The sequence below is a fragment of the Treponema bryantii genome, assembly GCF_036492245.1.
In the GTDB taxonomy this organism is placed as follows: Bacteria; Spirochaetota; Spirochaetia; order Treponematales; family Treponemataceae; genus Treponema_D; species Treponema_D bryantii_C.
Genome location: NZ_AP025286.1, coordinates 1764150 through 1779147 on the forward strand (window position 1 = coordinate 1764150; position 14998 = coordinate 1779147).

Consider the following 14998-nt stretch of genomic DNA (forward strand, 5'->3'; position numbering starts at 1 on the left):
TATGAAATTAAAAAAATTTATTCTATCTTTATTTTTATCTATTATATTTATATTAAATTCTTATGCTGGTGGAAGTAGTGGTGGCGGTGGTTCATCCGGACCTAAATTGGTAAGATATACAGATTCCTTAACATCCGTAAATAATTTGAGTGATACTGCATTTTCTTCTTATACAATTAATATTATAGGAGTTTATGACAATGACTCAGAATCCAATAAAGCCTCAGTAACTTTAACAGCAAACAATGGGTTATTGAAATTTAATGACTTAAGTTCAAAAAACAATTCTTATTATAGAAAAATCTATTTTAAGGGTACACTTACAGTATCTTCTGATTGTACTTCGACTGTTACTAAAGCGAATGGTGTCACACAGCAAATGACAACAGGTTATCAAGTACAAAACAATGATAAAGTTTTTGTAAGTTTTCCTACTGGAGAATCCACATTTACATATCAATTTATTCAAGACAATACACAGCCAAATATAGAAGAAGAAAACAAACCAAAACAGTATTATAATTTATCCAATAAAACATTTAGCTTTACAGCTGAAGATACTGGTTGTGGAATTAATACTGCTTCGTATAAAATTAAATGTAGCGCACTTGGTATTGATAACAATTCAAACTCTATAGAATTAGGCACAGATACAAAAGATGGTATATATGAATTTATATATTCTGTTTCTGATTATGTTGGTAACGAAAATAAACAGACAATAACAATTACTTTTGATAAAACAAATCCAGTTGTAACTTTTAGTCAGAAACCAAGTCTGGTTTGTAAAGAAGCAGTCATTCAAGCTTCCGTTACTGAAGCAAATCCAGATATACTCGAATATTACTACACATATAACAATAAAGAAGAACATGGTTCCTGCAATGGAGTAGTAACTTTAAAACAACCTGGTGAATATAGCAATTTTTATTTTAAAGCTATAGATAAGACTGGTAATGAAGGAAAAACAAAACAAACAATAGATTTTAAGATTGATACAGTTGCTCCTGTAATTACTGTGAAAGAAGACTATAAAAAAGAATGGACTAATTCTCCTGTTACAATAGTTGCAACCGCAACTGATAACTATGGATATGACTATTCATCATGGAAATACAGTATTGATAATGATACTAAAATTTCATTCTCAAAACAAGAAAAGTTTGAAAAACCTTTTGATTTAGATACAGGAATTCATGAAATTTATATTTATGTTTCGGATAATGTAAAAAATGAAGCAAAATCTAAAAAGATTACATTAAAAATTGATAAAGAAAAACCAAATAATCTGGTAATTACAAATAGTTGTAATAATTCTTGGACTAAAGCAAGTTCTGTCACAGTAAGTGTCAAAGCAAAAGACTCTCATTCTGGAATTTCACACTATTTATATAGTTTTGATAATAAAAAATGGGAAATGGGTAGTTCTGTTACTGTATCAGAAGAATGTAATAAGACTGTGTATTTTAAAGCTGTAGATAACGCTGGAAATATATCTGATGTTTCTTCATCAAAAATTATGATAGATACATCAAAACCTAATCCCCCAACATTAACAAATTCTGCTAATGAAGATTGGACTAAAGCTAACAGTGTAACCGTTTCAGCAAATTCAACTGATGGATCCTCTGGTATTTCACATTATTTATACAGTTTTGATAAAAGTACGTGGAAAAAAGGTTCTTCTGTTACGGTAACAGAAGAATGCAACAAAGATGTATATTTTAAATGTGTTGATAATGCTGGAAATGAGTCGAATGTAGCAAAATCAAGTATAAAAATTGATAGAACTAAACCTGAAATAACAATAGAAACTCCAATTCCTTCAAGATCACAGAGATATAAAATAGAGGCAAACTCAACAGATTCCGCTTCTGGAATTACATCAATTAAATATGAAATTTATAAAGATGGAAAATTAGTTAAACTCTCAGAAAAGAAACAACAAACTTCAATTACCTTAGAGTGGGAAAATAACGGTACATATACAATTAAATTTACTGCATTTGATAAAGCTGGAAATGAATTTAGTACTAAAGAATATACTATTGAAGTTGATAATATAGGACCTGTACTTACTTTTAAATCTGTTCCTAATCCTTTAGTCTGGGTAAAAAGCGCCAATATAGAAGCAACCACCAATTCACCTGATGTACTCCCTAATACAAATACATGGATATATTACTATCAATACGAAAATGGCACTGAGAATTCAGGAAAGGGAAGAAAATTTACACTTACAGATCACGGTAAAGTTAAAGTATGGTTTTCAGTAGAAGATGACTGCGGAAACACAGGTTTCTCAGAAAAGAAAGAAATCAAAATTGATACAAAGGCTCCTGTTTTCAATACAAGCTTTACACAGCAGGGAAATAAGATTACCGCTACAGCAACAGATGCAGACAGCGGCCTGAACAATAATTCTTATAAATGGTCTTTAGACGATAAGACATATTACACTGGAAATGAAGCAACTTTAAATGATGGAACAAACCAGATTGTCTATTTTACTGTAGAAGATAATTGTGGAAATAGAACATTACCAACAACTTATAAAATAGAACTTGTTGATACAACTCCACCAAAAATGAACTTTACTCCGGACTCATACAACTATAAAGATAAACTTACATTAAAGAATATAAGTATAACTGACAATATAACTGGAGTTAAAACAGTAGAATATTATGTAGATAATAATCTTCTTACAAGAAAAGAAAAGGTAGATTCTACAATCGAACTTGACGTATGGAATTTTGAACCTGGAATTCACAATGTATGGCTTAAAGCATATGATGTACAGGGAAACTCTGCTGAATCAGAAAAGCGTCCATTTACAATAGACAGAACGATTCCTTCAATTACAAATAACAAATTCATTTATGAATCAAATGAAATAACAGATGATGATTTTATCGGAAAGAATGAATTAACAGTTGAAATTGAAGCCAGCGATGACAGCGGAACAATAAAGAGTATTCATTACGGAGTATCTGCAACAGAAGGTGTTGAACCTGAAAACTGGAAGGTACAGGCAGAACATACAATCATTCTGAACAATGCACAGAATGCACTGCAGAACGGAATAAACTTCATTTATGTAAAAGCAGAAGACATTGCCGGAAACTGCAGTGTTCCATTAATCAAGGCAATCATTAAGGATACAGGAAAACCTGGAAAAGCCCTCATCTCAAGTACAACACATAAATTTGCAAATGATGTAAAAGATGTAGAACTTAATACTACAGCTTCCTTTGTCCTGAAACCGACAAGAACATCCGGAGCCGGAATTAAAGGTTACAGATATTCTCTTGAAGAAGGCGTTTCAGAAACAAATACACGCGTGATAACAAGCGGAACCATTGAGTCAAAGTCAATGGAAATCCTTGACTTTGAGGAACTTGCAGATAATAAGGAAAATGAGTTCTATTTCCTTAAGGTATGGTGTATCGGAGGAAATGACTTAGAAAGTGATGAAACAATTTATAGCTTCAGAGTCGATACAACACCACCAGCAGGTTTATATATTTCGTTAAATCCACAGGTAAATTATAGTAATTCATATTTCTATAATGATGATGTTACAAATGTTTCATGGAACATACCAAGAGATTTAACTGGTATTGAAAAATATGAACTTGAAATTACAGCAGACGGAGAAAAACTTTACAGCGCTGATACAAAGAACACATCTGCAGTAATCAATGTAAAGAATCTGTGCAAGGCAAAAAATCTAAAAGCCGGAAAACTTGATGTACAGGTAACAGCCTACGATTATGCAAAGAATAGTGTAGAAGCAGCCCGTTCATTCAATTTTGATTTTGAAGCTCCTGTTTTTGAGAATGAAATCAATATTGAAGAAGTTGAAGGTAATCCAGTTGCCAGAAATATTATCTGGGGAACTATAACAGATGCTCAGTCAGAATGTGACCAGATCGTTATCGAGTACAGAAGACTTGATGAAGATAATGCAAAGAGCAACAGAGTTGTTCTTAATGCAGAAGATAGTAAATTACCAGAATCTTATACCATTTCTACATTCAGAAATGATACAGCATACTTTTTGAGTGTAACAGGTTATGATAAAGCCGGAAACACAGCAAAACAGGAAAAGTGGTTTGCTGTAGGAGATGCAGTAATACCACCTGTTATTAAATCTGAATATAGAGAACTTTCAAACGGTATTATTATTACTGGTATAAAAGAAAAAAGATCAGATGGAACGTGGCTTACAGATGGTAAACTTATTTTACCAGATAATATCAGAGTCTATGCAATAAATACTGAAAATGGAAATGAGGAAAAGGAAAGAATAACTGAACTTATAATAAACGATGAAACGTTAATTGCGGATGATAATTCAATTCCATCTGCACTATTTAATTCTTCTTCTCAAAAATATGAAACACAGTGCGGACAATTCGTATTTGAAAACCAGAACTTTATTTATGAAGCAGAAAATGGAATTGCACTTACAGATGTAAATGTTGAAGTTCCTGTTGAAAATAAAGTAAAAGATACAGAAACAGTTCATTTTGAGAGAATTGAATTAGGATATCCAAATGCACTGTATATCAATGCCGTTTCAAATGAACTGGATACACCAGTTACAGTAAAGACAGGTGGTTTTGATATCCAGAATGTAAATAAGATAGAAATTGAAGGTGAGGCTTACAGGTTAAATAACAGCCGTAGCAGCATATTCTTTGAACCAAAGAATATCAATATTGTAACAGCCAGCCAGGATAAAGAGATTCCTCTTACAAATACATATACAGATTCTTCATTCAATTCGGTATATGGAGATATTGACGGAACAAATCTTGAGCTTGTATTGAATGATGTTACATATATTATAAAGAAAGCCGGAATAAGCGGAAACACAATTAATATTTATGAAGCAGAAGTAGAGCTTCCTGAAGGATATACACCATCAAAGTTAAACATCAAAAACTTCTCAATTGATGATGAGAGTCTTGAAGTAACACAGGGAAAATATTTCGAAGCAGAAAGCCTGACTGTTACAGAAAATGGAATTACAGTAATTGAGAATGGAATTGTTACAATAGGAAAAGACGGAAAGCTAGTAGTAAGCGGAATCTTAAATATTGGAACAGAATATGGTGCAGTTGAAGTTACAGATCTTGAAATAAAGAATGACGGACTTGATATTGAAAAAGGCTGTAATGTTTCCTCATACAGTTTCGTTCTTTACGGATATAATGTAAGCGTAACAAAAGCAATATATTCAAAAGACAAGCTTCTTATAAAAGAAGGTGAAATTGAAGTATACGGTTCAAAATTCAATATCGAAGATCTTGGAATCGATACATCAGTAAAAGACAGCGTATACAAGGCAGGAACTGCAAAAGGAAACAGTTCATTTAATTCAGGATACACAGCAGAGCAGAATATAAGTGATCTTGAAATTGATACAGACGGTGTATTTGCAAAAGAATTAAAAGTTCCTGTATTTGGAACTGGTGAAGCATGGAACTTAAAGCATGTACTGTTAAGAGCAGCAGGAACAGTAAGCGTTACTACAACAGATGAATATAATACTCAAATAAACGGATATGATATTCAGACAAAGAAAACAACATTCAATGGCAAAGAAATTGTTGTAGAAAACGGAATAATCACAAATGCAAACGGCTTTAAGGATAATAAGCTCAATATTGCAAATGTTACCTTAAACTCAAAAGCCCTTGTTTCAGGTGGTGAAACTGCTCAGAATGAGGTTTATACTCTCGACGGCTGGAATGTAGTATTTGATAAACTTTCCCTTGCCAACAGCGGACTTACAGGTAAGGCAACCGTACAGAATGAAGATGAAGATTATGAAATCGAAATCGCATTTGAATCATTTACAGTAAAAGCTGACGGAAGTTTTGCTACAGGAAAAGTAATTGAAGAAGATTCTTATATAATCAAAAATGAATATTATTTTGAGCTTTCCAATGCAGTCATAAATCAGAATGCACAGAATAATAAATATGAAGTAGTATCTTCAAAACCAAAACTTGTTACAGGTGAAAATGAATCAATTGAATTATCAAAGCTTTATATTGATTCAGAAGGAAATTTAAGAATTGATACATCAAAGAATAAATATACATTTACAACTTCAAACGGTTGTGAAATGGATATTGAAGAAACAAGTTTTGATGGAGAACAGTTCTATCTTAAGGGAAGCGGAAAACCTGGAGCATTTACAAACTACAGTACCAGTGATGTCACACTTACACTTTCACCTGCAATGAAGGTAAGCAGTGAGTATGCAGATATCGATTATAACTATACTTACAAGGGCTGGAACATTAAGGGCCATGGAGTACAGTACAAAAAGAACTATATAGAAATCGTTTCAAACGTAGTTACATTCAATGGAACAGAAATTGAAGTAGGTGATTTACTGTTCTCAATGGATGGAACACTCCTCGGCGAAAATATCGCTGCACAGGATAAATTCATTTCTATTATTTCAAATCAGTCTAAAATAACAGAAACAAGATTCTCAGAAGAAGGACTTTTTGCAACAGTAAATATTGCATTACCGGAAACTTTCAAGAACTCAATTCTGGCATATAATTCGGTATGTTTACATCCGGATGGAACTTATGAGTCTGAAACAGTAATCAGTCATGCAGAGATTCCGCTTGGAAAGGTAACATTCAATTTTGATTATGTTTCACTTTCTAAGAAAGGATTGAGCATCGGCTATGCAGCTATAAAAGTACCTGAACTTGATAATCTTTCAATTGAATTAAAGGGACTTTCAATCTCAAGTAAGGGAAAGGTTGAACTTAAAGGCTGTGTAACATCACCATTCCGATTGTGGAACATGACCTTTGCAATTTCAAAGCTTTCTATTGATGAAGATAAGATTGACTTTAAGGGAACAATCAGACTTCCTGAATCATTACCAGGAATCCTTTCCGGACGAACAGTGGGAATCAGAAACTTCTCAATCGGTCTTGATGGAAAGGTAAGGGAGTTTGATGCAAGACTTGAAGGAAAGTATACAATCCCATTCCTTGATTCATTTGCACTTGCAGTAACCTCTGTCGGTGTTGCATATAAGAATGAGTCTCCATGGATTATGATGGAAGAAGCATCCCTTATACTTCCATCAACATACTGCATAGATAATATTTCTATAACAGATGTAGCATTCAATCCTCTTAAGGGAGAATTTGATTTTGATACAATAAAAGCAAATACTGACTTAAGTACAACAATAAGTGGAATTAAATTTAATCTGACATCAGTTTCCATTACAAAAGCAATGACAATTGGTTTTTCTGGTAATGCCAAGTTTGTTGGAGATGACTTACCAGATTTCATAAAGGGTAAATCTGTAGAATTAAAGCAGTTCGAAATCAAGTCAGATGGAAATATTGGAAACATTGACATCCAGCTTAATGGACTTGACGGAAAGATTGCTCCAAGTATTGAAGTAGTAGAGTTGAGAGACGGATCTGTTGCAGTCAGAAAAGAAGACGGAAGCAACAGTCTGTATCTGAGTGTTTCAGGTGCGCTTGAGTTTACAAATAAAGCACCGGCATTCCTTCTTGACGCAAATGGAAAAGGCGGAGTAGCTCTCCGTATAGAAAACTTTACAATCGATGCAAGCCGTCCATGCATTACAGAACTTGATGCATATCTTTCAAGAAAAGTAAATGATAAATGGACACGCGACGTTAAGGAAATCAACTTTGATCCGAACTTAGGCGGAACACAGCTCAATGATGTTTACGTTGCATTCTACTATAACGGTGAAAAAGATGAAGGAAGCGTGACACTTTCCGGCGGACTTATTTTACCTGATTCACTTCCAGAAGGAATCGGTGGAACAGAAGTACGTCTCAATAAGTTTGAAATTGCACTTGACGGACAGATAAAGGCATTTGCTGCTGAATATAATCTTGAAAAGACAGCAATCGGAAGTATTGAATTAAGAGATGTACATCTTGGAGCAGAATACAAGGATGAAGAAATTGAGTATTCTGTAGCAACAACACTGCTGCTGCCAAAAGAAAAGTTTATCCAGGGTATCGGCGGAAGTACAACAAAGGCAAGTCTTGTATTCACAGCATCAGAATTAAAGAGTGTTGATGCTGAGTTCAGACTTGGAGATATTTCAATTGCAGACGGCCTTAAAGTAAACGGCGTATTTATCGGAGTACAGAAGCATGGTTCTGCAGCACTCCAGTTCTCTGTCGGTGGACGAGCAGTATTGCCTGAAACACTGCCGGAAGGACTTAAGGGTACTGAAATTGCAATCAGAAAATTTGTAATCAACCAGTATGGTGAAATTGAAGATCTTGATATTGGAGCAAGAAATATTAATGCACTTCTTTTTGATCAGTTACAGTTATCAGGAGGAAGTGTAGTATTCAGTAAGGGAACACAGAAAGATGAATTCCTTATTGATGTAGGCGGTATTCTCGAATTCTCACAGAACAGCAGTGTACCAGACGGATTAAAAGAGGCATGTTTTGCAATTAATAAATTACAGGTGTCGACAAAATCTGGATTAGTGGCTTTTGATGCCGGATTAAATGAAGGTATTCAGTTTGAAGTATTAGGTGGTGTAAAAGTATACGTAAATCAGCTCTTCTTTAGTAATGAAGGATTCCGTGTATCTGCCGGTGCAGGTCTTAATTTCCCTTCTGTTGATTTTGGTAATGTAAGATTTGATGCTTCTATTAGTATGTCGTGGGATGGAAAAATCACAGCATTTAATGGAGGCCTTGGAGAATTAAATGTTCAGATTGCAGGATTTAAGGGAAGCATTAAAGAACTTTATGTAGGAAAATTTGATAATGCAGACAGTGATTTCATGGTAAGCCTTAAAGAATGTAGACTTACCCTTCCTGGAAACTTTGGATCAATGGGAGGCTCTTCATTTGCCTTAAAGAATGCAACCTTTGATCCAAATACAGGTGACTTCAACGGAGAATTTGAAGTTCCTTCACTTAAGACAGAAATTGCAGGCTTCAAGTTAGTACTTGATGCTCCTACAATCAACTTTAAGGAATTCAAGATCGGATTCTCAAGAGCATATCTTGAATTACCTGAGTTCTTTAATGCTTCAGGAGCAAATGTATCTATATATGATATTGTAGTTACAGCACAGAGTGGTTTGAGTATCGGTGGTGCAGGCTTTACATTGCCAGACTTCAAGCTTGGAGAATTCGGCTTTAAGAATATCGGTGCAGAATTCCGAATGCAGGATGGAACATACTTTATTTCCGGCCACGGTGGAATCATCCTTCCTAATGTTGGAGAAATTGAAGCAGCCCTCTGCTTTACTGAGGTAAGTGAAATTTATCCAATCGGTCTTAAACATGCATACTTCAGCTTTGAAGCAGCTACAGGTATTCCTCTTGGAGCAACTGGATTATGTTTAAGTGGAATCCGAGGAGGTTTAGGTTACGGATATCCTGACGAGGTTCCTGAAAAATATCAGAAACTCTTTGGAGAAAAAGGCCCACGTGTTCAGTTAGGTCTTACAGTAAAAGATACTGAAGGTGGTCATCTTGCAAAAGTAACAGCTGATGCTTGGATAGATATTGAAAAGATTACCTGGATATTGGAAGGAAAAGCAACAATTCTTTCTGGTACTTTGAATATTACAGCAGAAGCAGCAGCTATTATTACAAATAACTGTTTTGCAACCGGAATGAAGGTAAACATCAAGTTTGTCCGCGGTTCTATTGAACTTTACATCTTTGACCAGAACGGAACTCTAAAATTCTCTGGAGCTGGTGAAGCTAAGTTTGGTATGCCTAAGGGGGAACTGTATGATGGCTGGTTAATCAGTATTCCACCATGTGATATCTGGCTCGGCGGCTTTGGTGTAATGTTCGGAGACTTTACAAACGGAAAACGAGGATTCTTAGGTTATATTGATATTGAGTTCTGCGGATTCAACTGGGGAAGAATCGGAGCCTTTGTAGGTACTGGCGGACTTGATCTAAGAGTTTCAAGTTATGATATCTGCCGTCCGGATGGAATCAGCTTCAAATCTATGAACAGGGCTGTACGGGGTCCTGTAGTAAATACACTTGATATTGCAAGTGCTAAGTATACTAACACAATGCTTGATGCAGGAGGCACTATCTATAAGGTTACTATTCCTGGTGGAAAGTCAACTCAGATAAAACCTTCATATGCTTCAAGAGCTGGCAGACAGAATCTTCTTAGGGGAGGAGAAACTACTCAGGAAGAGGCTCCTGTAAAGACATCATTTGTAATCGGATATCTTGAAGGAGATCCTGAGTTTACAGTTTACTCTCCAAGCGGAAAGAAATTTAAGGCTGGAGATGAAGGAATTGATACACAGTACATCGAAAGCGGATTACTTATTAATATTGATTATCCGGAAGGTGGAGAATGGACAATCAGTGTTGATAACATGGAAGAAGGAACTTATGAACTTGCAGTATTCGGCGTAGAAAAGATTCCTGCTGTTACTGTAGAAGAACCTTCAAGCGGTGTATTGAATGTTACAGATTCTATATATGTAAGCGGATACTCTTCAGAAAAGAATAAAGATGTTTATATCTTTGCAAGTACAGATGAATATGCTCCTGTAGTAGAACTTGGATGCCTGAAGACAGATTCTGAAGGTAAGTTTGCAGGTTATGTTTCAACAGATAATATTGCAGATGGCGAATATATTATCTCTGCAAGAGTTGTAACTAATGATGATATGTATTCACCTGCAGGAATTGCTTCTGGAAAATACAATGTAAACAGAAGCGGATTGAAATTAAAGGCTCCTGCAAATGTATATGTAACAGAAAGCGAAGAAAACAGAATGAAGCTTCTGTGGACAAATACAAACGGCAGCCGTACAGCAGGTTACAAACTCAAGACTATTACAGACGGAAAAGAATCTGAAGATAATCTTGGAAACATCTCAGAACTTTATATTTCAAATTATCAGCCTGGCAGCAATGTTTCATACAGCCTTTGTGCATATGATGAATATGGTAATGAAAGTGATTATACAGATTATGTAACTTATGTAGTCGGTGAAGATAATTCTGAAAACAATAAGGTTTATATCAGGAATAAGGTAATAGAACTTACTGCTAAGAAAGGTACAACTTCAGAATGTACAGTTGATGTTTCATACAAGAACTGGAAAGATGAAGTTTCATATGTAAGGGCTTCAAAAGTAGAGACATCAAGAGATTATAATGCGATGTCTACAGAAGAATACCTTGAACTTGTTCAGAGCGAAAATAAGCAGACTGCTGATGAAGAACTTCCTGTAGAAGTTTCATTCGAAAAGAATGTACAGATATCAAAGGATGGAAACAGCCTTAAGATATATGTAAATCCATCAGACACATGTGCAGAAGGAGAATATACAGTAGAGTGTGAAGTAGCAAACGATAACAGTCCGGACAATAAGGACAGCTTCACATTAAAGATTACTGTAGAAAACCCAAGTCCAGTTATTACAGCTGTATATCCAGTAACTGTAGACGGAACAAAAGAAAATGAAATCACAATTTATGGTGAAGGTTTTGTTCCAGGAGTAAAATACTATCTTGGAAATAAAGAAGTAATTACAGTAGAGAGTGAAGATGAAAATCTGTTCTGCAGAACATTAAAGCTTCCTGTTTTGACTGAACGGGGAATGTATAAGGTTCGTGTATTGAATGATAAAGGTGAAGAAGCAGAGTATGAGCTTGGAGTAATTATTCCTTCATACGACGTAAACCTTTATACAACAGAACTGTATCTGAATAAAGGACAGACAGGAATCTTCAACATTAGTGTAAGTCCATTTGACGGATATGAAGAAGATGCAGGTTTCTCAATCGAAGAATGCAGTGACCAGCTTAGTGTTGAATTACCTGTAATTCCGATGAATGAAAACGGCAGCATCAATGTTAATACACAGAATGCTGAAGAAGGTGACTATAAGATAGTTGTTAAGGCATCTTCAGGAAAGACATTTGAACTTACCGTACATGTAACAGCAGAAAAGATTCTGCCGGTAATTACATCATTCAATCCATATAAGCTGAACAAAGGCTGTGATGCTTCTGTTATGGGTTATGGATTTGGAGATAATGGTAAGCTTTACTTAAATGACAGTGAGCTTGAAGTACAGTCTTATAGTGATTCGAAGATTGATTTCGTAGTTCCTGCAGATATAGAAGGCGACAGTGTTACTATATATGTAGAAAATGAAAACGGAAAATCAGAAATTGTAACTAAGAATGTTTATGAGTACAGTTACACAGTTCGAATTCCAAAAGATAAATATACATTGTCTGGTGGAGAAAGCGAGACTGTAAATATTGCAGTAAACGGTTATGCAACAAATGTAAAACTTAAGGCTGAACCGGAAGCTGGTGCTCCATTGACAGTAAGTTTGTCTAAAGATGTTGTTTCAACAAATGCATATGTAGAAATGCAGGTTACATGTAACGAAGATGCTGAACCTGGAGAATACAGCATTGTAATTACTGCAGAAGGAAACAATATTAATATTACAAAAACTGTAAAGGTAACAGTTCTCAGTGATATGAAGATTGTTACAGAAAAACTTGCAGAAGCTGTACTTGGAGTTAAATATGAAAATAAACTTGAAGCAGAAACTGAAGGTGCTCAAGTAATTTGGAAAGTAAGCAGCGGAAGCCTGCCTCTTGGAATCAGACTGAACAGCACAACAGGTGTTCTCGAAGGAACTCCAAGTGTAAGCGGTGAATTCAGCTTTACTGTAAAGATTTCTAAAGTTGATGGAACATTCTGTGAAAAAGATTTGACCCTTATTGTTAAGGATGAAATCTGGGAAATGAATGGAAAGAATGGCGGAAATACAAACAGTGTTGTAAGTGACATTCCTTCTAACAGCCAGGAATACTGGAATGCAAAACTGAAGGAGTCTGTAGCAAATATTTACAGTAATGGAAGTAAAGTTGTTGTCCTTACAGAGTCTGGAAGAATGTATATCTTCAGCGAACATGGAAAGCAGCTTTATGATTCAACAAATATCTTCTACAAGAAGGGATTCATTACAAGCCGTTACTTCTATGGAATTACAAAGAATAACGTTCTTGAAGCACGTACTCTTGAAAAAGGATTCTTAATGTGGAATCGTGAAAATGTAAGTAACATGACATATAATTCATCTGTACTGATTGCACAGCTTGAAGAGAATGCTATGCGAATAGATCCTGTAAACGGAACTCTTGCAGAAGAACTTCCATTCAGTCTCACAGATACAAATTATGTATGGAATAATACCTGTCTGTATGCATACACTGGAAATAAGTTATATGGATTATATGGAACTGATAAGACACTTGAACTTGAAGAAGTAATTCTTAAAGTAAGTGCAGATAGTGACGGCTTTGTAATTCTTACAGAGAATAAATTGTACAGCTACACATCAGAACTTGAATTGAAGATTGAAGGTATGATCAGAAATGAGAAATCTTGCAGTCTGGCAATTTCAGCAGGTGAGATAGCAGTTTCTAATAACAAGGCAACAGTTCTTTATGATCGTGAAAACCTTAAGGTAAAGCATGTTTATGCCGGAAGTTCAATTGCAGCACTCGCAAATGAAAAACTTGTACTTGCTGATTCAACAAAACTTAGCGTAAACAATGTTTATAGTGGAAATGAGATCTGGAATGTAAAGGGTAATATTACAGCAGTTGCAATGTGTAACGGAAAACTGTTTGCTGCAGATAAGAACATCCTTCGTTCATACGAAGGCAGCAGCAATACAAGCGCTCCTTGTGTAACAGTTACTTATTCAACTCCTGCAGACGGAACTGATAACTGGTATAAGGGACTTCCAGTTGCCACAATCAAGGCTGATGATAAGGAAACTTATGTTGAAAGCATCTGGTACCGTCATAACGGAGGAGAATTCAAACCTTATACAGAATCATTTACTGTAGTTGAAGGTGACAATTTAATTGAAGCCTACGCATTTGATTCTAAGGGAATGAAGAGTGATATCGTAACAAGTTACATAAAGACAGATATCACAATTCCAGAAAGCAGCATCTATATAACACCTGTAAAGAATGAAAAGGGCTGGTATGAAAATGATGTAACGGTACGCTTTACAGCATATGACAGCGGTTCTGGAGTAAACAGAATTGTTGTAAACGGAAATGTTTACGATAAGCCACTCGAGTTTACAAAAGAAGGTACCTATGAGCTTACATGGTATGCTGTAGATAATGCCGGAAACAAGGAAGAAGAACGTACTGAAGTTATTCAGCTGGATAAGTATAATCCGACAACTGGAATTAATGTAAGAAGTGATAAGGGATTAAGTATCATCCGTCTTGAAGCACAGGATAGTTATTCAGGAATAGATTACATCAAGTATGTACTGGATAACGGAAATGAGAAGACTTATGAAAATGAGCTTTTGATTTACGAACCTGGACGTCATACAATCCGCTGGCAGGTATTTGATAAGAGCGGAAGAAAGTCTGGCCTTATGACTCAGACATTTGTAGTACAAAGAGAAGATGGAATTGGAAACTTCATGGCATTTGCTGAATTGAATGGCAAAAAACATGAGGTAAAGACTCCGTTCTCATATGACAGTCAGATTTATGCCAACGATGCTTCAGATTATACACAATGGCCTTACATGTACTGGGAACGTGCTTACCTTCATACACTTCCATGGTATGTAACAGGTGGTGACTACATTCAGTATCTTGGATCAGACATGAACATAAAGGGTAAAAGAACTGTAGAGTTCTATCTGAAAAAGAATATTACCCTTTACATGTTTGCTGGTCCTGAAATGGCTGTAGACAGCAGCTGGACATTAGTAGAAAAGAAGTTTGGTATGCAGGGCCACTGGTATAAAGATGGCTGGAACGTCTACAAACGAAAAGCTTCTAAGGGCGAAAAGATTGTTGTAGAAGTTGGAAGTAACGTACTGGCGTTGCCGGTAATCACAGCTAAACAGGAAAATAATTAAAAATAGGAG

At 35.4% G+C, this 14998-nt stretch carries 1 protein-coding gene; it reads left to right on the forward strand.

Annotation, left to right across the window (positions count from 1 at the left end; translation table 11 throughout):
- Position 1: 1 nt before the first annotated feature.
- Positions 2–14989, forward strand: a complete 14988-nt coding sequence (locus tag AABJ44_RS07880; RefSeq protein ID WP_338368364.1) for an OmpL47-type beta-barrel domain-containing protein — start codon at positions 2–4, stop codon at positions 14987–14989.
- Positions 14990–14998: the final 9 nt, after the last annotated feature.

Coding starts and splice junctions, on each gene's coding strand:
- AABJ44_RS07880 (WP_338368364.1), top strand. CDS start 2: ATGAAATTAAAAAAATTTATTCTATCTTTATTTTTATCTATTATATTT.